Here is a 22,606-nt window from a genome sequence, read left to right on the forward strand (position 1 = left end):
GGGGATCATAGCACCCGGAGGAGAATGATCGAGATATAAGGGTCGCCATTCATGGTGACCTGGTGTGCATGAATGCGCACCCTACGAAAAACCAGCTCGTGCACTGTCATCACAGGCGGCGGTGTTGCGCGCCATCCGCAGCGCCGAGCGCAGAGTGACGGCCAGGATGAGCCGACAGGACGTCGGCGAAAGCGCGGCATGAGCCAGGAAGGCGAATCCGCGTGGTCCGTCAGGACGGAGCGATAAGCGAGGGAACAGCGAGGACGGCGCAAGGCGCGGATTGCTAAGGTCCGCGCCTTCGGACCTTAGCCCGGCCGCCTGCTTCAGGCATTCTGAAACTGCCAGATGTTTAGCGGGCGGAACCCTTGCGATGTCAGCGCGCTGCTTAACTCACAACCTTTACGCAATTTATTGCGCGATAAATCACGCCGCTCCAGAATAGGCGTCTCATTAAATTGCGGAATCGCCCATGAAATCGCTGTTGCTATCCCTCTCGCTGCTTTGCTCTGCTTTGGCACACGGCCAACAAACCATGCTAACCGGCAATCTGAGCAGCGTCGGATCGGATACGTTGGGTTATCTGATGACCCTGTGGGGCGAGGATTTTAGCCGCCAGTCGCCGGGCGTGAACGTTCAGGTGCAGGCGGCGGGATCGTCTACCGCACCGACCGCGCTAGCTGCGGGTGCTGCCCAGCTTGGCGCGATGAGCCGTCCGATGCAGATCGACGAACGCCAACTGTTCATCGCGCGCTACGGCTATCCGCCGCTGGCGGTGCCGGTGGCGATGGATGCGCTGGTGGTGGTGGTCAATCAGCGTAATCCGCTGCAGCAGATTGAACCGCGCCAGCTCGACGCGATTTTCTCTATTACCCGTCTGTGTGGCGCGCACAGTGTGCCGCAGCGCTGGGGCGATCTCGGCTTGAGCGACAGCCAGTGGGCAGCGCGCAGTATTCAGCGTTATGGGCGTAACTCGGCGTCGGGTACCTGGGGTTTCTTCAAGCAGCAGGCGCTGTGTAAAGGCGATTTCCGTGCTGACGTTGCTGAATTCCCCGGTTCCGCTGCGGTGGTGCAAGCCGTTGCCGCCACGCCCAATAGCATCGGTTACGCCAGCTTTGGCTTTCATCTCAGCGGCGTGAAAATGCTGCCGGTGGTCACGGCGAATGGCGACAGCGTGATGCCGGATGCCGAATCCATTCGCAGTGGCCGCTATCCGTGGTCGCGCCCGCTCTACATCTACGTCAACAAAGCGCCTGGCAAACCGCTGCCGCCGCTGGTGAATGCCTTTCTGCATCAGGTGTTGTCGCCACAAGGTCAGCGCCGGGTGAGCGAGGCCGGTTATCTGCCGTTGTCAAATAGCCAGATGGCGCAAGCGCGGGCGGCCATTGAGGGAAATTGAAGAACGTGCATCTGAACATGAAATAGTTTCATGTAAGCTGAATTTTCTTCTATTGCCGAAATTGTAACAGCGTGGCATTCTTCTTGGACATTTAGCCATCCAGATGGCCAAAATAACCCAGCGAAATTATACCCTGACGCAACTAAGCGCTCAGCGAGGAGATAAGATGCCACGTCATAACCCGTTCCGCGCCGATACCGTCGGCAGTTTTCTGCGTCCCGCTGCCATCAAGCAGGCGCGTGTGCAGTTTGCCAATGGCGACATCAATGCTGATCAACTGCGTCAGGTGGAGGATCGCGAAATTCGTCATGTGGTGGAGCAGCAGCGCGCCAACGGGCTGCAGATCGTTACCGATGGGGAATTCCGTCGCGCATGGTGGCACTTCGATTTCTTCGGCGATCTGCACGGCGTTGAGCTGTTCGAAGCGGAGCAGGGCATTCAGTTCAACGGCGTGCAGACCAAAGCGCACGGCGTGAAAGTCACCGGTAAAGTGGCCTTTAATCCTCAACACCCAATGCTGGATCACTTCCGCTTCCTGCAAAGCGTAGCGGGCGATGCGGTTGCCAAGATGACCATTCCCAGCCCAAGCGTGCTGCACTTCCGCGGTGGCCGCAAGGTGATCGATGCCACAGTCTATCCCGATCTGAAAGAATACTTTGCCGATCTGGCGCAGACCTATAAAGACGCGATTAACGCGTTTTACGCGGCTGGCTGCCGTTATCTGCAGCTGGATGACACGGTGTGGGCCTATCTGTGCTCTACCGACCAGCAGCAACAGATCCGCGAACGCGGTGAAGATCCGCAGGAGCTGGCGCGCATCTATGCTGAGGTGCTGAACACCGCGCTGGAAGGCAAGCCAGAAGATCTGACCGTCGGGCTGCATGTGTGTCGCGGTAACTTCCGCTCGACCTGGATCTCCGAAGGTGGCTATGAGCCGGTCGCCGAAGTGCTGTTTGGCGGCGTAAATATCGATGCCTTCTACCTTGAGTATGACAACGAACGTTCGGGTGGCTTTGAACCGCTGCGCTTCCTCAAGCCGGGTCATCAGCAAGTGGTGCTGGGTTTGATAACCACTAAAACCGGTGAGCTGGAAGATGCGGAACAGGTAAAAGCGCGTCTGCAGGAAGCAGCACAGTTCGTCAGCCTCGATCAAATCTGCCTCAGCCCGCAGTGTGGTTTTGCGTCTACCGAAGAGGGCAACAGCCTGAGCGAAGAGCAACAGTGGCAGAAGATTCGTCTGGTGGTCGATATAGCAAGAACAGTCTGGTAATTCCGTAAAGTTAGCCAAACAGGCGCGTAAATCGCGCCTTTTGTGCATCTTAAGGTCGATTTATGCAAAGAGATCTCCCGTGCTGAGGAAACTTTTAGCAAATCATCTGAGGTGTTTTCCTACAATTCCACCGTGATTCACTGCTTTCTCCCGCTATCTTGTTATATCCTTCTGGTTTTTCGATCCCGTATTGCCTTTCTTCGCTATAAACGTTCTAATTTGCGCCGTTGTCGATTTATCCCTCTGCGAACAGAAGAAAAGTAGATTAAATCACCTGCGCTTTAACGATTAGTCCCGCATAACACGCTGGTCTTGCCGAATAAGGCCTTGTTTTAGCGCATCCAGAGGACAACACGAACTCAACTTCCACCGCAACATCAGCTACAGGCAGTACAGAAGTTTATGACACATCGTTTAACCTCCAAGGATATCCTGGCGCTGGGCTTCATGACGTTTGCCCTGTTCGTTGGCGCAGGAAATATCATCTTCCCACCGATGGTGGGGATTCAGTCTGGCGAACACGTTTGGATTGCGGCCTTCGGCTTCCTGATTACCGCGGTTGGCTTACCGGTGATCACCGTGATCGCGCTGGCGCGCGTGGGCGGCGGCATTGATGCGCTGAGCTCACCGATTGGTAAAGCCGCAGGCTTGCTGCTGGCGACCGTTTGCTATCTGGCTGTTGGCCCGCTGTTTGCCACGCCGCGTACCGCTACCGTTTCCTTTGCCGTCGGTATTGCACCGCTGACCGGCGACGGCGCGCTGCCGCTGTTCATCTATAGCCTGATTTACTTTGCGCTGGTGATCGGCATCTCGCTGTATCCGGGCAAATTGCTGGATACCGTAGGTCACTTCCTCGCACCGCTGAAAATTCTGGCGCTGATTGTGCTCGGCGTTGCCGTGCTGATTTGGCCGGCTGGTGGCGTTTCGCCGGGCACCGAAGAGTATCAGCGTGCGGCCTTCTCCAGCGGTTTCGTCAATGGTTATCTGACCATGGATACGCTGGGTGCGCTGGTGTTCGGTATCGTTATCGTCAATGCGGCGCGTTCACGCGGTGTTGAAGATGCCAAACTGCTGACGCGCTACACCATGCTGGCGGGTATTATCGCGGGTATCGGTTTGACGCTGATTTACCTGACGCTGTTCAAGCTCGGTAACGATAGCGGCGCATTAGTGGCGCAGAGCGCCAACGGTGCTGAGATTCTGCATGCTTACGTGCAGCAGACCTTTGGCGGCATGGGCAGCTTCTTCCTCGCCGCGCTGATCTTCGTCGCCTGCATGGTGACGGCGGTGGGCCTGACCTGCGCTTGTGCTGAATTCTTTGCGCAATACGTTCCGCTGTCGTATAAAACGCTGGTATTTATTCTGGGTCTGTTTTCGATGGTGGTGTCGAATCTCGGCCTGAGCCATCTGATTCAGATCTCGATTCCGGTGCTGACGGCGATTTATCCGCCCTGCATCGTGCTGGTGGTGCTGAGCTTCACGCTGAAGTTCTGGAACAAAAGTTCGCGTATCATCGCGCCGACCATGCTGGTAAGCCTGCTGTTCGGTATCGTTGATGCCATCAAAACCACCAGCTTTAAAGATGTGTTGCCGCTGTTCAGCCAGCATCTGCCGCTGGCCGATCAGGGGCTTTCCTGGTTACCGCCATCGCTGGCGATGCTGGTGATTGCTGCGGTAGTTGATCGGGCAAAAGGACGTGAGCAGGTCGCGGTTCATCAGTAAGCGACATTGCTGTTAATTTCAACCACGGGCTTGCCCGTGGTTTTTCATTTTCAAGGTACTGAGTGTTATGCAAGAAACCAATAAGCTCAAACGCGGACTGAGCACGCGCCACATTCGCTTTATGGCGCTGGGATCGGCGATTGGCACCGGGCTGTTCTATGGCTCGGCGGATGCCATCAAAATGGCAGGCCCAAGCGTGCTGCTGGCCTATATCATCGGCGGCGCGGTGGCGTACATCATCATGCGTGCGCTGGGTGAGATGTCGGTCAACAACCCGCAGGCCAGCTCATTCTCGCGCTATGCGCAGGATTATCTTGGCCCGCTGGCCGGTTATATCACCGGCTGGACCTACTGTTTTGAAATCCTGATTGTGGCGATTGCCGACGTCACGGCTTTTGGTATCTACATGGGTGTGTGGTTCCCCGATGTGCCGCACTGGATTTGGGTGTTGAGCGTGGTGCTGATTATCGGCGCCATCAACCTGATGAGCGTGAAAGTGTTTGGCGAAGTGGAGTTTTGGTTCTCCTTTTTCAAAGTCGCCACCATCATCATCATGATCCTCGCCGGCTTCGGCATGATTTTCTGGGGCATCGGCAACGGCGGTCAGCCGACCGGCATTCACAATCTGTGGACCAACGGCGGCTTCTTCGCGCACGGCATCGTCGGCATGCTGCTGTCACTGCAGATGGTGATGTTTGCCTACGGCGGGATTGAGATTATCGGCATTACCGCCGGTGAAGCGGAAGATCCGAAAACCTCGATTCCACGCGCCATCAACTCCGTACCGATGCGTATTCTGGTGTTCTACGTTGGTACGCTGTTCGTCATCATGTCGATTTATCCGTGGAATCAGGTGGGCACTTCCGGCAGTCCGTTCGTGCTGACCTTCCAGCATTTGGGCATTGCGGCGGCAGCGTCGATCCTTAACTTCGTGGTGCTGACGGCGTCGCTGTCGGCAATCAATAGCGATGTGTTTGGCGTGGGACGTATGCTGCACGGCATGGCGCAACAGGGCCACGCACCGAAGGTATTCCAGAAGGTATCGAATCGCGGGATTCCGTGGGTGACCGTGTTGGTGATGATGCTGGCGATGTTGATCGCGGTGTATCTCAACTACCTGATGCCGGAGAAAGTGTTCCTGGTCATCGCCTCGCTGGCGACCTTTGCTACCGTTTGGGTATGGATCATGATTCTGCTGTCGCAGATTGCCTTTCGCCGCAAGATTGGCAAAGAGCAAGCCGGGAAGCTGGATTTTGCCATGCCGGGCGGCAGTACTACCGCATGGTTTGGCGTGCTGTTCCTGGCCTTCATTATTGGACTGATTGGTTACTTCCCGGATACGCGCGTGTCGCTTTACGTTGGTTTTGCGTGGATTGCGCTGCTGTTGCTGGCGTGGCCGCTAGTGAAAAAGCGTAAAGGCTAACTATATTGTAGGGTCGCCATTTATGGCGACCTTTTTATATATGACGATTTCAATATAAAAATAATCACGCCATCCCAAAATAATAAAACACCAAAAATATCTCGGCGCATCCTGGCGCCGAAAAGAACTGCAAAAAGGAAACAATGAGTATTACTAAGGGATGTTTGACTTGCGCAGCATATCGTATTTTTATTGATGCCAGGATGTTCGAAAAAAAAAGAGAAAAGTCTCACTACGAAGTAGAATATTACTTACAGTGCGCTTAAGTAATTTTAGTTAAAGGTTAAGTTCGCATAAATTAACGAACTTAACCCAATGTGAAAATTATAACGACAAATGCGCAGGCAATAGCGCTTTCAGCTGTGGATAAATTACCGCATTTGCCAGCAGCACCGGATTGCCATTTTGCAAACCCTGATTAGCCAGATAATCGTTGGTGATGCCGCCCGCTTCACGCATCAGCACGATGCCCGGCAAGCCATCCCACGGATTCATATGCGCTTCGTAGTAACCTATTAGTCGACCCGCCGCGGCCCACGCACTCATTAATGCTCCCGAACCGTTACGGATAAACATGCCGCCCTGCGCCAGTAATGTGCTGATAAAAGCGGTCAGCGGTTCAATCGGTTGGCTGTTGGAACTGCTCAAACCGAGCAATCCCTGATCGAGCTGCTGCGCGCTGTGCGCCTGAATGCGTTTATCATTTACCCAGGCACCTTTTCCTCGGCAGGCGTGAAAGGTTTCATGATGATTGGGATCGCACACCACGCCGATTACGGCTTCGTTTTCACAAACAATCGCCAGCGAAACGCACCAGTTGTGCAAGCCGTTCAGGAAGCTGCTGATGCCATCAATCGGATCGATCACCCAGATAAAGCGTGCGCCTGACGTTTCTCCGCCGCTCTCTTCGCCCAGCACCGCATCGTCAGGAAAGCGTTCGTGGATCAGATGCTTGACTAATTCCTCCACGTTGCGATCGGCTTCGCTGACCACATCCTGCAGGTCTTTCTTATGCTCAACCACTAATTGATGACGTTGCTGATACCAGGATAAAGCCCGACTTGCGGCGGTTTTAGCAACCTCACAGGCGAAATGATAACGTGCGTCGAGTTCGGTAAGCGAAGCTGATGACATCTTTTCCTCTTATGATTTTTAGGCTGGCGAAGCGACAACAGACGCCCAAAATGGCGTATTGGCTGTGTGACGGACTTAACAAAAGTTAAGAAAGGTTTCATTAAGCCGTAGATGACTGCGCGTGACAAGAGGGGGAGAAGGCCCGCCACTAAAATTTTTATTTTCACTGGCGGGTTATGCGGGATGAAGCGTTAATGGTGGGTTCTCACGCCGATTTGACGCATGTCGTTGCCGGTAGGCGATTGGTGTACGCGCAGGCCAAAAGTCGGCAGCACCGCGTAAATATGGTCGAAGATATCCGATTGAATATTTTCATACTCTTTCCATACCGTGGTGCTGGTGAACACATACACTTCCAGCGGCAAACCGTTTTCACCCGGCGCTAACTGACGCACCATTAATGTCATCTCCTTATGAATATGCGGATGTTGCTCCAGCCAGCTTTGCAACCAGGCGCGGAAAGTACCAACGTTAGTCAGGCGGCGACCGTTGAGCGGCGAATTCAAATCACAGCCGAGCTGCGCATTCCACGCCGCCACTTCTTCGCTTTTGCTATTCAGATAGGGCGTGAGCAGATGCGCACTTTTTAACTGCTGCATCATGGCGTCATCAAGGAAAGTGATGCTGGTGGTGTCGATATTAATACTGCGCTTAATGCGACGTCCGCCGGATTCCGACATGCCGCGCCAGTTTTTAAAGGAGTCGGAAATTAAGGCGTAAGCAGGAATGGTCACAATGGTGTTATCCCAGTTGCGCACTTTTACCGTGGTCAGGGAAATATCAATGACCGCACCGTCCGCGCCATATTTCGGCATTTCCAGCCAATCATTCATTTTCAGCATATTATTGGCCGCTAACTGAATGCCGGCCACCAGACCGAGAATCGGATCTTTAAATACCAGCATCAGCACCGCCGTCATGGCACCGAGACCGGTGATCAATACGCCAGGCGATTTACCCAACAGCAGCGAAATAATCATGATCACCATTAAAATGGCGGCGATCAATTTCACGCTCTGGATAATTCCGCGCAGCGGCAATTGCTGCGCCAGCATGCTGTTTGCGCTGAGCTGCTGCAGCAGATCCAGCAGCGAGAACAGCATCAGCAGGGCGAAGATCATCATCCACAGCTGAGCGAAAATCAGCAGCGCAGGATAGATCTGAGAGCTGTCGTGCAGGAACAGCTCGGTCTGTAATTTGAATAGCACGCCTTGCATCAACCATACGCTGCGGCTAAACAGGCGGCTGTTAATCAGCGCCTTCGGCCACTGACGGCTGCTTTTCTCGGTATAGCGACGCAGGAGCGGCAAGATGGCGCGGTGCAGAATGGCGTGAGTGATTAACGAGATGGCAAAGATAATGGCGATCACTATCCCTAACGCCATAATGTGCGTGTAGCTAAGACCGGCTTCTGCGAGCCGGTTGGCAATAAGATGCTGCATGAGATTTCCCTAAGTGTGACGAAGATTAAGGCCACGAAGGGTAGGGGATGGGAAATTTCCCGTCCAACAGACGGGTCTTGAATTACCTAATATTACAATTCCTGCGCCCGCGCGGCGGCCATTAAGCGCGGATAAAACTGGAAGAACAGCGGCTCAAGTTGATCATAATGAGCAACAAAATCCTGGTAAGAATCGCGCAGTGCGGCCAGACGCGGACGGCGATGCGCCATGCCATTTAGCACCCGCGCCAGCCGTGTCGGTTCGGCATAGTGCTCAAACCAGCGTTCGCGCCACATCACTGCATTCAGTTCGATGAAACCTTCCGGCGTGCCGGCCAGTTGCGGCACGATGTCTTGTTCTGCCGCAGCGGTAAACGCTACCAGCGATTGCGTCGGGTGAATTTTCTCCCAGTGCAGTGCGAGAAAGTGGTCCCAAATCACGTCCAGCGTGATGGGCGCCACGCGGCTTGTTTCCGGGCGAAATAGCTCACGCGCAATACGCACTTCGGGCAGATTATCGGTCAGGACGTCGAGGCGACGATGCATGGCAATGCCAGCCACCACCGGTGCAGGCCATTGTGATTGCACGTTGCCGCGCACGAAATCGGCCATGAGATTGCCCAGCAGAGAGCTGTTAGCCAGCTGCGCCAGGTGAAGGTGAGCGAGAAAGTTCATGGCGCATTATATACACGTCATACGTCAAGTTACAGGTGCGTTGGCTGCTCTCATTCACCGCCTTCCTGTACCTCGAATTATTTTGTGTAAAAGCAGACTCACAGAAACTCAGCCAGTTGTTCAGAATTTGCCGCTTTTCCGCTAGACTATGCCGCCTGATTTTAAGTCCTGAAGAAGTGAAGCATGCGCGTAGCCGATTTTACCTTTGAGTTGCCAGAATCCTTAATCGCCCACTATCCGCAGGCGCAGCGAAGCGGTTGCCGCTTACTGTCGCTGGATGGCCCAAGCGGCGCGTTAAGCCACGGCGTATTTACAGACGTGATGGATAAGCTCAATCCGGGCGATCTGCTGGTGTTCAACAACACCCGCGTGATTCCGGCGCGCGTTTTTGGCCGTAAAGCCAGCGGCGGCAAAATCGAGATGCTGGTTGAGCGCATGCTGGACGACAAACGCGTGCTGGCGCACGTGCGCGCTTCTAAAGCGCCCAAGCCGGGTGCAGAGTTACTGCTGGGCGATGACGAAAGCGTCAAAGCCACGATGGTGGCGCGTCATGACACGCTGTTTGAAATCGCTTTCGAAGACGACCGTGCGGTGCTGGATATTCTCAACAGCGTCGGTCATATGCCGCTGCCGCCATATATCGATCGTCCGGATGAAGATGCAGACCGTGAGCTGTACCAAACCGTGTACGGCGTGCGTCCCGGCGCCGTCGCCGCGCCGACCGCCGGTTTGCACTTTGACGAGCCGCTGCTGGAGGCGCTGAGAGCCAAAGGCGTTGAGATGGCGTTCGTCACGCTGCACGTCGGTGCAGGGACTTTCCAGCCGGTGCGCGTGGAAACCATCGAAGATCACATCATGCACGCCGAATACGCGGAAGTGCCGCAGGATGTGGTGGATGCGGTGCTGGCGTGTAAAGCGCGCGGCAACAAAGTGGTCGCCGTGGGCACCACCTCAGTGCGATCGCTGGAGAGCGCCGCGAAGGCCAGCCAGAACGCGCTGATTGCCCCGTTCTTCGATGACACGCAGATTTTCATCTATCCCGGCTATCACTATCAGGTGATCGATGCGTTGATCACCAACTTCCACTTGCCGGAATCGACCCTGATTATGCTGGTTTCGGCCTTTGCCGGTTATCAGCACACCATGGCGGCTTATCACAGCGCGGTGGCAGAGCAGTACCGTTTCTTTAGCTACGGGGATGCGATGTACATCACCCGTAATCCACAAGCGCCTGATGAAAGCGTCGGCGCATAATTGAATCAGACTGTTTCTCTGATTAGAGGTTAATGTGAAATTTGAATTAGATACCACCGACGGGCGCGCGCGCCGTGGCCGTCTGGTCTTTGATCGTGGCGTAGTCGAAACCCCGGCATTTATGCCCGTGGGCACCTACGGCACGGTGAAAGGCATGACGCCGGAAGAAGTGAAAGAGACCGGTGCGCAGATCCTGCTCGGCAACACCTTCCACCTGTGGCTGCGCCCAGGTCAGGAGATCATGAAACTGCACGGCGACCTGCACGATTTCATGAACTGGCAAGGGCCGATCCTCACCGATTCCGGCGGCTTCCAGGTATTCAGCCTCGGCGATATTCGCAAGATCACCGAAGCGGGCGTGCATTTCCGCAACCCGATTAACGGCGACCCGATTTTCCTCGATCCGGAAAAGTCGATGGAGATTCAGTTCGATCTCGGCTCTGACGTAGTGATGATCTTCGACGAATGTACGCCATATCCTGCGGATTGGGATTACGCCAAACGTTCGATGGAGATGTCGTTGCGCTGGGCCCAGCGCAGCCGTGACCGCTTCGATTCGCTCGGCAATAAAAATGCATTATTCGGCATTATTCAGGGCGGTGTTTACGAAGATTTACGAGATGTCTCCGTTAAAGGTCTGGTAGAGATTGGCTTTGATGGGTACGCTGTGGGCGGCCTGGCGGTGGGTGAACCTAAAGAGGACATGCACCGAATCCTGGAGCACGTCTGTCCGCAAATTCCGCAAGACAAACCGCGTTATTTGATGGGCGTCGGCAAGCCAGAAGATCTGGTGGAAGGCGTTCGCCGCGGTATTGATATGTTTGACTGCGTTATGCCAACGCGCAATGCGCGTAATGGTCATCTGTTTGTTACGGATGGCGTGGTGAAAATTCGTAATGCCCGGTATAAAGATGACACCGCAACGCTGGATGCAGAGTGTGATTGTTACACCTGTCGCAATTATAGCCGCGCCTACTTGCATCATCTTGATCGCTGTAACGAAATACTGGGCGCACGCCTGAATACGATTCACAATCTGCGCTACTACCAGCGTTTGATGGCCGGTTTACGTAAGGCTATCGAAGAGGGTAAATTAGAGCACTTTGTTAGCGAGTTCTACCAACGGACGGGGAAGGCGGTTCCTCCGCTGAACGTCTGATAATTCATCAATGAGGGAAATTTAATGAGCTTTTTCATTTCTGACGCCGTAGCCGCAGCAGGCGCACCGTCTCAGGGAAGTCCGTATTCTCTGGTGATCATGCTGGTGGTATTTGGTCTGATCTTCTACTTCATGATTCTGCGTCCGCAGCAGAAGCGTACTAAAGATCACAAGAAGCTGATGGATTCCATCTCTAAAGGTGATGAAGTGCTGACCAGCGGTGGTTTAGTTGGCCGTGTGACCAAAGTGGCAGAAACTGGCTATGTTTCTATTGCCCTGAACGACACCACTGAAGTAGTTGTTAAACGTGATTTCGTGGCCGCCGTTCTGCCGAAAGGTACTTTGAAGGCGCTGTAATTTTTTCTTCCCGAAGGGAACTGCCGTGTTAAACCGTTATCCTTTGTGGAAGTACATCATGCTGGTCGTCGTGATTCTCGTCGGCCTGCTCTATGCGCTTCCTAACCTTTATGGTGAGGATCCGGCCGTTCAGATCACTGGTGCGCGCGGTGGCGCCGCCAGTGAGCAAACGTTGGATCAGATCCAGACCGTATTAAAACAAGACAATATCGAGAGCAAATCCCTCGCTCTGGAAAATGGTGCCATTCTGGCCCGCTTTGCAACGCAGGATGCGCAGCTGCGCGCGCGTGATGCTATCACCACCGCGCTGGGCGAAGACTACATTGTGGCACTCAACCTCGCGCCGGCAACCCCTCGCTGGCTGAGCATGCTGGCCGCAGAACCGATGAAACTCGGTCTTGATCTGCGCGGCGGCGTTCACTTCCTGATGGAAGTGGATATGGATACGGCTCTGGGCAAACTGCAAGAGCAGAACGCCGACAGCCTGCGCAGCGATCTGCGCGACAAAAGCATTCCGTATACTACCGTTAATAAAATCGCGAACTATGGCGTAGAAGTGCGTTTCCGTGACGGCGCCAGCCGTGACGCGGCAATCAGCTACTTGTCTACTCGCCACCGCGATCTGGTGATCTCAAGCCAGGGCAGCGATGCGCTGCGTGCGGTGATGAGTGATGCGCGCCTGAGCGAAGCGCGTGAATATGCGGTGCAGCAAAACATCACCATTCTGCGTAACCGTGTAAACCAGCTCGGCGTTGCCGAACCGCTGGTGCAGCGTCAGGGTTCTGATCGCATCGTGGTCGAACTGCCGGGTATTCAGGACACCGCGCGCGCTAAAGAGATCCTGGGCGCAACCGCCACGCTGGAATTCCGTCTGGTGAACACCAGCGTAGATCCAACCGCCGCGGCCAGCGGCCGTGTGCCAGGCGATTCGGAAGTGAAGAAAACCCGCGAAGGGCAGCCAGTGGTGCTGTACAAGCGTGTGATTCTGACCGGTGATCACATTACCGATTCCACGTCGAGCATGGATGAGTACAACCAGCCGCAGGTGAACATTTCACTGGATGGCGCGGGCGGCAACATGATGTCGAACTTCACCAAGGACAACATCGGCAAGCCGATGGCGACCCTGTTTGTGGAGTACAAGGACAGCGGTAAGAAAGATGCCAACGGTCGTGCCGTGCTGGTGAAGCAGGAAGAGGTGATTAACATCGCCAACATCCAGTCTCGCCTCGGCAACAGCTTCCGCATCACCGGCATCAACAACCCGAACGAAGCGCGTCAGCTCTCGCTGCTGCTGCGTGCAGGTGCGCTGATTGCCCCCATCCAGATCGTTGAAGAGCGCACCATTGGCCCAACCCTGGGGATGCAGAACATTCAGCAGGGTCTGGAAGCGTGTCTGGCGGGCCTCGCTGCCTCCATCATCTTCATGATCTTCTTCTATAAGAAGTTTGGTTTGATCGCGACCTCTGCGCTCATTGCCAACCTGGTGCTGATCGTCGGCGTGATGTCTCTGCTGCCGGGGGCAACCCTGACCATGCCGGGTATCGCGGGGATCGTCTTAACCCTTGCGGTGGCGGTGGATGCCAACGTGCTGATCAACGAACGTATCAAAGAAGAGTTGAGCAACGGCCGTTCGGTTCAGCAGGCGATCGACGAAGGGTACAAAGGCGCGTTTAGCTCCATCTTTGATGCTAACGTCACGACGCTTATCAAGGTCATCATCCTGTATGCCGTAGGCACCGGGGCAATTAAAGGCTTTGCGATTACTACCGGTATCGGTGTGGCGACGTCAATGTTTACCGCCATCGTCGGTACACGTGCCATCGTAAACCTGTTGTACGGCGGCAAACGCATCAACAAGCTGTCTATCTGAGGAGTGCGTTGTGGCACAGGAATATAGTATTGAGCAGCTAAACCACGGGCGTAAAGTCGTCGACTTTATGCGCTGGGATAAGCTGGCTTTCATCATCTCCGGTCTGCTGATTGTGGCGTCTATCGCCATCGTCGCTGTCAAAGGCTTCAACTGGGGCCTCGACTTTACCGGCGGAACGGTGATTGAGATTAACCTGGAAAAACCGGCGGATCTTGATGCGCTACGCGAAGGCTTGGTGAAAGCGGGCTTTGAAGAGCCGCTGGTGCAGAACTTTGGTAGCAGCCGCGATGTGATGGTGCGTATGCCTCCGGCAACCGGCAATGCTGGCACCGAACTGGGCAACAAAGTGCTGGCTTCCATAAGCCAGACCACGCAGCAGAACGCCACCGTGAAGCGTGTCGAGTTCGTTGGCCCAAGCGTGGGTAGCGATCTGGCGCAGGCGGGTGCGATGGCGCTGCTGTCGGCGCTGATTGCGATTCTGATCTACATCGGCTTCCGCTTTGAGTGGCGTTTGGCGCTGGGTACCGTACTGGCGCTGGCGCACGATGTGATCATCACCTGCGGAATTCTGGCGCTGTCACGGGTTGAAATTGATCTGACGATTGTCGCCTCGCTGATGTCGGTGATTGGTTACTCGCTTAACGATAAGATCGTGGTATCTGACCGTATTCGTGAGAACTTCCGCAAAATCCGTCGCGGTTCTTCTTACGACATCACCAACGTGTCGCTGACCCAGACGCTGAGCCGTACCTTGATCACCTCCATCACTACGCTGGCGATGATCATGATCCTGTTCGTGTTTGGTGGTGCGTTGCTGAAAGGCTTCTCACTGACCATGCTGATCGGTGTCACCATCGGTACCATTTCATCGATTTATGTCTCTTCAGCGCTGGCGTTGAAACTGGGCATGAAGCGTGAACACATGCTGGTGCAGAAAGTGGAAAAAGAGGGCGCAGATCAGCCTTCGATTCTGCCGTAATTCTGCGTGAAAATAGAAAGGGCTGCCAATGGCAGCCCTTTTTTTATGCCTGTCGATCAGGGCATGCTTTTCGCGGCTGGAGGCTCAACATCGTGCACGCGCACGTAGCCGAGTTGATCCGGGGTTAACCCGCTGAGTCGCAGCGGCACGCTAACCGAACTGCGTGGCATTAACTCGGCGGGAACGTCGATGGTCTGGCTCAGACTGCCCGCGTTAAGCGGTTTGCCGCTGGCCGGATCCATTTCGCCCCAAACCACGGTAGCGCGCAGCGCCGGAATCGGCTGGTCATCGGTCGAGCGGATATTCAGGTTGGCGCGACTGCCGCTGGCTTCACCCGCCACCTGCGAGAGTGACAAGCGCAGTTTACCCAGCTGCGTCTGCAGTTCTACCGGCGTATTGGCTTGCGGCAACAGCCACGCGCCCTGGTTGGATTGGCTGTTCAGCTGTCCCTGAATCTCCAGCGCCGTTGCCTGATTGGTCAGCTTGCGCATCTGCTGATTAAGCTGACTCACTTCCTGATGCAACTCTTTGACCTGCGGTGAAACCGGCGTTGAACTGCAACCACTGAGAACCAGCAAAGAGAGTGCTGCCGGAGCCCAAAACGTCCTGATCGTCATGCAATGTCCTTTCTTTATTCGGGAATACGTAAAACCTGGCCAGGGTAGATCTTATCAGGATGCGTCAGCATTGGCTTGTTGGCCTCGAAAATCTTGTTGTATTGATTAGGATTTCCGTAGACCTCTTTCGATACCGCACTCAAGGTATCGCCTTTTTTCACGGTGTAGAATTTCGCGGGCGTAGCGGCATCGCTGGTGGTGACCTTGTCATCGACCTTGGTGATCCCCGCGACGTTACCGGCTGCGACCAGAATCTTCTCTTTCAACTCCTGAGAGATGCCATCACCGGTCACGGTCACGGTATCGCCTTTCACATCTACCTTGACCTTATCGCTGTCGGGCAAACCGAGTTTGTTAATGTGATCCTGCAATTTCTTGCTGGCATCGTCGCCGCCGCCACTCACGGCATCCCACAGTTTTTCTCCAGCATCTTTCACGAAATCAAACAGACCCATACATCCTCCAGATTTTTATGATGTTGGCCGCCTTGCTGGCAGCTCTCTAAGCGTAGTGGTTTTTTGACGAGGGAACATGGGGGAGATGTCTTGCATTTGGCTTAATGTCACAAATCGCGATTCACACATTATGTGCCACACACATACATTTTGTGCCGCGATCGCGCTACACTGTGTGGCCTATTTATCTCGCATCAGGAAGCCTCATGCATTGCCCATTCTGCTCCGCTGTGGACACCAAAGTGATTGATTCTCGTCTGGTTAGTGAAGGATCGTCGGTGCGTCGCCGTCGTCAGTGTCTGGTGTGTCATGAGCGTTTTACCACCTTTGAAGTGGCGGAGCTGGTGATGCCGCGCGTGGTGAAAAGCAATGATGTGCGTGAACCCTTCAATGAAGACAAGCTCAGCAGCGGCATGATCAAGGCGCTGGAAAAACGCCCGGTGAGCGCCGATGCGGTGGAGAGCGCGGTCAATCATATTAAAACCCAGCTGCGCGCCACTGGCGAACGCGAAGTGCCAAGCGCGCTGATCGGCAATCTGGTGATGGATGAGCTGAAAAAACTCGATAAAGTCGCCTACATTCGCTTTGCCTCGGTCTATCGCAGCTTCGAAGATATTCGCGATTTTGGTGAAGAGATCGCCCGCCTACAGGACTAATCCATGACTGACGAACGCTATATGGCGCGCGCGCTGGAACTGGCGCGCCGCGGACGCTTTACCACCACACCGAATCCGAATGTCGGCTGCGTGATTGTACGCGAAGGCGAGATTGTCGGCGAAGGCTGGCATCAGCGCGCCGGCGAACCGCATGCCGAAGTGCACGCGCTGCGCATGGCGGGCGAACGTGCCGCTGGCGCAACCGCGTATGTCACGCTGGAACCTTGCAGTCATCATGGGCGCACGCCGCCGTGCTGCGATGCGCTGATTGCCGCTGGCGTGACGCGCGTAGTCGCTGCGATGCAGGATCCCAATCCGCAGGTGGCGGGACGTGGACTCTATCGTTTACAGCAGGCGGGCATCGACGTCAGTCATGGCCTGATGATGAACGAAGCGGAAGCGCTGAACCGGGGTTTTCTGAAACGCATGCGCACCGGATTCCCATGGATCCAGCTGAAACTCGGCGCATCCCTTGATGGGCGCACCGCGATGGCGAGTGGCGAAAGTCAGTGGATCACCTCCGCAGCCGCAAGGCGCGATGTGCAACGTTTACGCGCGCAGAGTTCAGCTATTCTTAGCACCAGCGCCACCGTGATAGCAGATAACCCATCGTTAACGGTGCGCTGGAGTGAATTGAATGAAGAGGTGCGTGCGCAGCTCGATGAAAGCCAGCTGCGCCAGCCGGTGCGCGTGGTGATTGACAGCCAACAGCGTGTCACGCCGCAACACCGTTTGATTGACCAACCGGGCGAAACCTGGCTGATGCGCAGCGAACCCGATGAACAAGCGTGGCCCGCCAGCGTGACCCAGATCGCCGTGCCACAGCGTGGCGAACAGCTGGATCTGGTGGCGATGATGATGTTGCTCGGCCAGCGGCAGATCAACAGCGTGTGGGTAGAAGCCGGCGCCAGTTTGGCTGGCGCGCTGCTGCAAGCGGGCTTGGTGGATGAGCTGATCGTTTACATGGCGCCGAAGCTGTTAGGCAATGCTGCTCGCGGCCTGTGTACGCTGCCGGGACTGGAACAGCTGGCCGATGCGCCGGCTCTGAATTTTAGCGATGTGCGCCTGGTGGGCGAGGACCTGCGCCTGACGCTGACACCGCGTTGAAAGCGCGCGGAAAAGCCTGAGCGCGTCGCCAAAGAGTATGATAGAATCCGCCCCCTTCTGCGGGGCCATAAAACAACCCAAAGGATATGTATGAAAGTTATCGAAGCTCCTGTTGCCACGCCTGATGCAAACATTGCCATCGTAATTGCGCGTTTTAACAACTTCATTAATGACAGCCTGCTGGACGGCGCGATTGACGCACTTAAGCGCATCGGCCAGGTGAAAGCAGATAACATCACCGTTGTCTGGGTTCCGGGTGCATACGAACTGCCGCTGGCAGCACGCGCACTGGCGAAAGCCGGTAAGCACGACGCCATTGTTGCGTTGGGCACCGTGATCCGTGGCGGCACCGCACATTTCGAATATGTGGCCGGTGAAGCCAGTTCGGGCATTGCGCATGTCGCGATGACCAGCGAAATCCCGGTGACCTTCGGCGTGTTGACCACTGAAAATATCGAGCAGGCGATTGAACGCGCCGGCACGAAAGCAGGGAATAAAGGTGCCGAAGCGGCCCTGACTGCACTCGAAATGATCAACGTATTGAAAGCCATCAAAGCCTGATTTTTGTAAGGGGAATTTTGTGAAACCTGCTGCTCGTCGTCGCGCCCGTGAGTGCGCTGTCCAGGCGCTTTACTCCTGGCAGCTGTCTAAGAACGACATTGCCGATGTGGAATACCAGTTTCTGGCGGAACAAGACGTCAAAGACGTCGATATTAGCTATTTCCGCGAATTGCTGGCCGGTGTGGCGACTAACAGCGCGTACCTGGACGGTCTGATGAAGCCTTACCTGTCGCGTCAGCTGGAAGAGCTGGGCCAGGTAGAAAAAGCCATCCTGCGTATTTCGCTGTATGAGCTGAGCAAGCGTTCTGATGTGCCGTATAAAGTGGCCATCAACGAAGGCATTGAGTTGGCAAAAGTGTTTGGTGCTGAAGACAGCCACAAATTCGTCAACGGTGTCCTCGACAAAGCTGCCCCGCAAATTCGACCGAATAAAAAATAGTCTTAAAGGCCGGTTTTCCGGCCTTTTTCTCATTGAGACCTGACTTATGTCTTGTGGTGAATTCGAACTGATCGCACGTTACTTTAACCGCGTCACCAGCTCCCGCCGCGATGTGGAGAAAGGAATTGGTGACGACTGTGCGTTACTCAACGTGCCAGAAAAACAGACACTTGCTATCAGCACCGACACGCTGGTTGCGGGCGTCCACTTCTTACGTGATATCCATCCCGCCGATCTCGGCTACAAAGCCGTCGCCGTTAACCTCAGCGATTTAGCCGCCATGGGTGCCGATCCGGCCTGGCTGACGCTGGCATTAACGCTGCCTGAAATCGATGAAGCGTGGGTAGCGGCCTTTAGCGATAGCCTGTTTGAGCTGCTGGATTACTACGATATGCAGCTGATTGGCGGTGATACTACACGCGGACCGCTGAGCATGACGCTCGGCATTCACGGTTTAGTGCCGGCGGGAAGGGCGCTGAAACGTTCGGGTGCGAAGCCCGGCGACTGGATTTTTGTCACCGGCACCCTGGGTGACAGCGCAGCCGGTTTGTCGCTGCTGCAACATCGCCATCGCCTGAACGATCCGGCGGTGCACGAAGCGTTGATCAAACGCCATCTGCGTCCGATGCCGCGCGTGCTGCAAGGCCAGGCCCTGCGTGGATTGGCGACCTCGGCGATCGATATCTCTGATGGCCTGATTTCCGATCTCGGCCATGTGCTGACCGCCAGTCGCGTTGGTGCGCGTATCAATCTCGATGCCTTACCGCTTTCAGCGGCCTTGCGCGATCACTTCGAGCCTGAACTGGTGCTGAAATGGGCGTTAAGCGGTGGCGAAGATTACGAGCTGTGCTTTACCGTGCCGGAAGTGAATCGCGGCGCGCTCGACGTGGCGCTCGGTCATTTTGGTGTGCCTTATACCTGCATTGGGCAAATTGCACCGGAATCGGAAGGGCTGAGTCTGCTGGAGAACGGCAAGCCGCGCAGCGTGGATTTGCAAGGGTTTGATCACTTCGGTGCGAAGTGAATTGCCCTCACCCTAACCCTCTCCCACAAGTGGGAGAGGGGACGATTAGGTAGGGACTGCACGTGCTGCTCCCTCGCCCGCTTGCGGGAGAGGGCTGGGGTGAGGGATAGTCTGCCTTACTCAAATCCCACCACCGGATGCGGTTGATACACCGTCTCCAGTTCGGCAATTTCATTCTCACTCAACTCTACATCCACCGCTTTCACCAGCTCGGCGAATTGCTGCTCGCGCGAGGCACCAATAATTGGCGCGGTAACCGCCGGTTTATGTAATAGCCACGCCAGCGCGACCTGCGCGCGCGTCACGCCTTTATCGGCGGCAACATTAGCCAGACGCTCGGCAATCGCCGCATCGTTCTCTTCGGTGCCGGTATACAGCTTTTCCATCACATTATCCGACACCGAACGTGCGGTGGTTTCGCCCCACGGACGCGTGAGTTTACCGCGCGCCAGCGGGCTCCACGGCAGTACCGCGATCCCTTCGCGCTGACACAGCGGATGCATGTCATTCTCCTCCTCACGCTGAATCAGGTTGTACTGATCCTGCATGCTGACAAAGCGCGCCCAGTTGTTCTGCTTCTGCAGATCCAGCGCCTGAGCAAATTGCGATGCGTGCATCGATGATGCGCCGATATAACGCGCCTTGCCGGATTTCACTACGTCGTGCAGCGCTTCCAGCGTCTCTTCAATCGGCGTGTCGTAATCCCAGCGATGAATTTGCAGCAGGTCGACGTACTCCATGCCAAGACGCGTCAGGCTGTCATCGATCGATTGCAGGATATTCTTGCGCGATAAGCCTTGTGACAGATTGCTCAGCGGGAAATAGACCTTGGTGGCGACCACAACCTGATCGCGGCGGGCAAAATCTTTCAGTGCGCGGCCCACGATCTCTTCACTGCTGCCATCGGAATAGCTGTTAGCGGTATCGAAGAAGTTGATGCCGGCTTCCAGCGCCTGCTTAATTAACGGTCGGCTGCTCTCTTCGGGCAGCGTCCATGCGTGGTTTCCGCGCGTGGGATCGCCGTAAGTCATGCAGCCTAAACATAGACGCGAAACCTGTAAGTCGGTCTGGCCTAAGGGAATGGTTTTCATGTATTTGGGCTCCTGCTCTTATGCTTGAGGGAAATCGTTCCCTAAGCATAGCAGCAGGCTCGCTCACCGGGCGGTGAGCGAGCCGGGCAGATTACTGGGCGAGCCAGTCAGCGATTTGCTGCTGAATACCGGCGGCATCCAGTTGGTAATCCTGACGCACTTCTTCCTGCGTACCTTGTGGGATGAACTCATCCGGCAGACCGAGGTTGAGCACTGGCACGCGCAGGCGTTTTGCCATCACGTACTCGTTGACGCCGCTACCGGCACCGCCTTTAATGGCGCCTTCTTCCAGCGTAACCAGCGAATCGTGGCTGGCCGCCAGTTCGGCGATCAATGCCTCGTCGAGTGGCTTCACAAAACGCATATCCACCAGCGTGGCATTTAGCGCTTCCGCAGCCGCAGCGGCTTCTGGCAGTAAGGTACCGAAGTTAAGGATCGCCAGCTTTTCGCCGCGACGCTTCACGATGCCTTTACCCAGCGGCAAGCTCGCCAGCGGTTCCAGCGTTGCGCCGGTGCCGGTACCGCGCGGGTAACGTACCGCACTTGGGCCAGCCTGATAGTGATAACCGGTGTACAACATCAGACGACATTCGTTTTCATCGCTTGGCGTCATGATCACCATCTCTGGCACACAGCGTAAGAACGCGATATCGAAGGCGCCCTGATGGGTTTGACCATCCGCGCCGACAATGCCGCCGCGATCGATGGCAAACAGCACCGGCAATTTCTGGATGGCGACGTCGTGGATCAACTGATCGTAGGCGCGCTGCAGGAAGGTTGAGTAGATCGCCACAACCGGTTTGTAACCACCAATTGCCATGCCCGCCGCGAAGGTCACGGCGTGCTGCTCGGCAATCGCCACATCAAAATATTGTTGCGGATAATCGCGCGAGTAGCTCACCATGCCGGAACCTTCACGCATCGCTGGCGTGACCGCCATCAAACGCGCATCGTCAGCCGCCATTTCGCTCAGCCAGTTGCCGAAGATTTTCGAGTAGCTTGGCAAACCCGGCACGCTTTTCGGCAGCGCTAAGCTGGCGGGATCGAACTTCGGTACCGCATGCCAGGTGATCGGATCTTCTTCCGCCGGGGCATAACCTTTGCCCTTTTTGGTCATAATGTGCAGGAACTGCGGACCTTTCAGATCGCGCATGTTCTTCAACGTGCTCACCAGCGTCAGCACGTCGTGGCCATCCACCGGGCCGATATAGTTAAAGCCCAGCTCTTCAAACAGCGTGCCCGGCACCACCATGCCTTTCAGGTGCTCTTCGGTGCGCTTCACCAGCTCTTTAATCGGCGGTAAACCGCCCAATACACGCTTGCCGCCTTCGCGCAGGCGTGAATAGGTTTTTCCGGAGAGAATCTGTGCCAGACGATTGTTGAGTGCGCCCACGTTTTCGGAGATCGACATCTCGTTATCGTTGAGGATCACCAGCATATCCGGCTTGATGTCACCGGCGTGGTTCATGGCTTCAAACGCCATGCCCGCTGTGATCGCGCCATCGCCAATGATACAGGCGGTGCGGCGGCCTTTACCTTCACGTTCGGCGGCAACGGCCATGCCGAGACCGGCGCTGATCGAGGTAGAGGAGTGGCCCACGCTTAACACGTCGTACTCACTCTCACCGCGCCACGGGAACGGATGCAGGCCATTTTTCTGACGGATGGTGCCGATGCGATCGCGGCGTCCGGTCAGAATTTTGTGCGGATAAGCCTGATGGCCGACGTCCCACACCAGATGATCAAAGGGGGTGTTATAAACATAATGCAGCGCGACTGTTAGCTCGACGACGCCCAGACCCGATGCAAAGTGGCCGGAAGAACGGCTCACGCTATCCAGCAGATACTGACGCAGTTCGTCACACAGCTCCGGAAGTTTTTCTTTCGGTAATAAACGTAATTCCTGAACCGTGTTGGCTAATGCCAGTGTCGGGTATTTTGCAATATCAAAACTCATCAGAGACTCATTATGA

Annotated in this window: 21 protein-coding genes; 14 read left to right on the forward strand and 7 right to left on the reverse strand. The window is 55.5% G+C overall.

Annotated features, from left to right (window positions below; all coding sequences use genetic code 11):
- Positions 1 to 469 precede the first annotated feature (469 nt).
- The 4 genes from RTM06_RS12030 (at position 470) to proY (ending at position 5,811) form a co-directional block, all read left to right on the forward strand.
- Entirely contained in the window at positions 470 to 1,396 is a 927-nt protein-coding gene (locus RTM06_RS12030) for a PstS family phosphate ABC transporter substrate-binding protein (RefSeq protein WP_312182422.1), read from the forward strand.
- Positions 1,397 to 1,562: 166 nt separating this feature from the next.
- Complete coding sequence (locus RTM06_RS12035) at positions 1,563 to 2,666, forward strand: cobalamin-independent methionine synthase II family protein (protein WP_312182424.1); 1,104 nt, start codon at positions 1,563 to 1,565, stop codon at positions 2,664 to 2,666.
- 402 nt (positions 2,667 to 3,068) lie between these two features.
- Positions 3,069 to 4,388: a branched-chain amino acid transporter carrier protein BrnQ gene (gene brnQ / locus RTM06_RS12040; protein WP_061717476.1), complete on the forward strand. Its 1,320-nt coding sequence runs from the start codon at positions 3,069 to 3,071 to the stop codon at positions 4,386 to 4,388.
- A gap of 67 nt (positions 4,389 to 4,455) precedes the next feature.
- Complete coding sequence (proY, locus tag RTM06_RS12045; protein ID WP_293794308.1) at positions 4,456 to 5,811, forward strand: proline-specific permease ProY; 1,356 nt, start codon at positions 4,456 to 4,458, stop codon at positions 5,809 to 5,811.
- A 324-nt stretch (positions 5,812 to 6,135) separates the two neighbouring features.
- Here the strand turns inward: proY and RTM06_RS12050 are convergent, their stop codons facing one another.
- The 3 genes from RTM06_RS12050 to RTM06_RS12060 all read right to left on the reverse strand — a co-directional run bounded on the left by RTM06_RS12050 (position 6,136) and on the right by RTM06_RS12060 (position 9,061).
- Positions 6,136 to 6,945, reverse strand: coding sequence for an inositol monophosphatase (locus RTM06_RS12050; protein ID WP_312182428.1), 810 nt, complete (start codon positions 6,943 to 6,945; stop codon positions 6,136 to 6,138).
- Between the two features lie 191 nt (positions 6,946 to 7,136).
- A complete protein-coding gene (locus tag RTM06_RS12055) occupies positions 7,137 to 8,387 on the reverse strand; it encodes a mechanosensitive ion channel family protein (protein WP_265299804.1) in 1,251 nt (416 codons plus the stop codon).
- 92 nt (positions 8,388 to 8,479) lie between these two features.
- The gene (locus RTM06_RS12060; RefSeq protein WP_312182430.1) at positions 8,480 to 9,061 is read right to left on the reverse strand and encodes an ACP phosphodiesterase; all 582 of its coding nucleotides are present in this window, start codon (positions 9,059 to 9,061) and stop codon (positions 8,480 to 8,482) included.
- A 183-nt stretch (positions 9,062 to 9,244) separates the two neighbouring features.
- Here RTM06_RS12060 and queA point away from each other — a divergent pair, with 183 nt between their 5' ends.
- The 5 genes from queA to secF are packed head-to-tail and all read left to right on the forward strand — an operon-like array spanning position 9,245 to position 14,683.
- Entirely contained in the window at positions 9,245 to 10,315 is a 1,071-nt protein-coding gene (gene queA / locus RTM06_RS12065; protein WP_256695778.1) for a tRNA preQ1(34) S-adenosylmethionine ribosyltransferase-isomerase QueA, read from the forward strand.
- Between the two features lie 34 nt (positions 10,316 to 10,349).
- The gene (gene tgt / locus RTM06_RS12070; RefSeq protein WP_061717469.1) at positions 10,350 to 11,474 is read left to right on the forward strand and encodes a tRNA guanosine(34) transglycosylase Tgt; all 1,125 of its coding nucleotides are present in this window, start codon (positions 10,350 to 10,352) and stop codon (positions 11,472 to 11,474) included.
- 24 nt (positions 11,475 to 11,498) lie between these two features.
- Entirely contained in the window at positions 11,499 to 11,831 is a 333-nt protein-coding gene (yajC, locus tag RTM06_RS12075) for a preprotein translocase subunit YajC (protein WP_008103990.1), read from the forward strand.
- Between the two features lie 25 nt (positions 11,832 to 11,856).
- The gene (gene secD / locus RTM06_RS12080) at positions 11,857 to 13,704 is read left to right on the forward strand and encodes a protein translocase subunit SecD (protein ID WP_312182434.1); all 1,848 of its coding nucleotides are present in this window, start codon (positions 11,857 to 11,859) and stop codon (positions 13,702 to 13,704) included.
- A 10-nt stretch (positions 13,705 to 13,714) separates the two neighbouring features.
- A complete protein-coding gene (gene secF, locus RTM06_RS12085; protein ID WP_256695780.1) occupies positions 13,715 to 14,683 on the forward strand; it encodes a protein translocase subunit SecF in 969 nt (322 codons plus the stop codon).
- 56 nt (positions 14,684 to 14,739) lie between these two features.
- Here the strand turns inward: secF and RTM06_RS12090 are convergent, their stop codons facing one another.
- Together RTM06_RS12090 and lysM are read right to left on the reverse strand one after the other, a co-directional pair.
- Complete coding sequence (locus tag RTM06_RS12090) at positions 14,740 to 15,300, reverse strand: DUF3251 domain-containing protein (RefSeq protein WP_312182437.1); 561 nt, start codon at positions 15,298 to 15,300, stop codon at positions 14,740 to 14,742.
- Between the two features lie 14 nt (positions 15,301 to 15,314).
- Positions 15,315 to 15,755 carry a peptidoglycan-binding protein LysM gene (lysM, locus tag RTM06_RS12095; RefSeq protein ID WP_008103980.1) on the reverse strand — a complete coding sequence of 147 codons (441 nt, stop codon included), beginning with the start codon at positions 15,753 to 15,755 and terminating at the stop codon, positions 15,315 to 15,317.
- A gap of 206 nt (positions 15,756 to 15,961) precedes the next feature.
- On the opposite strand from lysM, the gene nrdR reads away from it, so the two are divergent.
- The 5 genes from nrdR to thiL all read left to right on the forward strand — a co-directional run bounded on the left by nrdR (position 15,962) and on the right by thiL (position 19,542).
- Positions 15,962 to 16,411: a transcriptional regulator NrdR gene (gene nrdR / locus RTM06_RS12100; RefSeq protein ID WP_008103978.1), complete on the forward strand. Its 450-nt coding sequence runs from the start codon at positions 15,962 to 15,964 to the stop codon at positions 16,409 to 16,411.
- A 3-nt stretch (positions 16,412 to 16,414) separates the two neighbouring features.
- Positions 16,415 to 17,518 carry a bifunctional diaminohydroxyphosphoribosylaminopyrimidine deaminase/5-amino-6-(5-phosphoribosylamino)uracil reductase RibD gene (ribD, locus tag RTM06_RS12105; protein ID WP_312182440.1) on the forward strand — a complete coding sequence of 368 codons (1,104 nt, stop codon included), beginning with the start codon at positions 16,415 to 16,417 and terminating at the stop codon, positions 17,516 to 17,518.
- Between the two features lie 90 nt (positions 17,519 to 17,608).
- Positions 17,609 to 18,079, forward strand: a complete 471-nt coding sequence (gene ribE, locus RTM06_RS12110; protein ID WP_007887008.1) for a 6,7-dimethyl-8-ribityllumazine synthase — start codon at positions 17,609 to 17,611, stop codon at positions 18,077 to 18,079.
- Positions 18,080 to 18,098: 19 nt separating this feature from the next.
- A complete protein-coding gene (nusB, locus tag RTM06_RS12115) occupies positions 18,099 to 18,518 on the forward strand; it encodes a transcription antitermination factor NusB (RefSeq protein ID WP_007887007.1) in 420 nt (139 codons plus the stop codon).
- Positions 18,519 to 18,564: 46 nt separating this feature from the next.
- On the forward strand, positions 18,565 to 19,542 hold the full coding sequence (thiL, locus tag RTM06_RS12120; RefSeq protein ID WP_293794324.1) for a thiamine-phosphate kinase: 978 nt from the start codon (positions 18,565 to 18,567) through the stop codon (positions 19,540 to 19,542).
- A gap of 116 nt (positions 19,543 to 19,658) precedes the next feature.
- On the opposite strand, the gene RTM06_RS12125 is transcribed toward thiL, so the two are convergent.
- Positions 19,659 to 20,633, reverse strand: coding sequence for an aldo/keto reductase (locus RTM06_RS12125; protein WP_312182444.1), 975 nt, complete (start codon positions 20,631 to 20,633; stop codon positions 19,659 to 19,661).
- Between the two features lie 91 nt (positions 20,634 to 20,724).
- On the reverse strand, positions 20,725 to 22,590 hold the full coding sequence (gene dxs, locus RTM06_RS12130) for a 1-deoxy-D-xylulose-5-phosphate synthase (protein ID WP_176971259.1): 1,866 nt from the start codon (positions 22,588 to 22,590) through the stop codon (positions 20,725 to 20,727).
- Between the last annotated feature and the right edge of the window lie 16 nt (positions 22,591 to 22,606).

It is taken from the genome of Pantoea sp. CTOTU46764 (assembly GCF_031974595.1).
Classification (GTDB): domain Bacteria; phylum Pseudomonadota; class Gammaproteobacteria; order Enterobacterales; family Enterobacteriaceae; genus Pantoea; species Pantoea trifolii.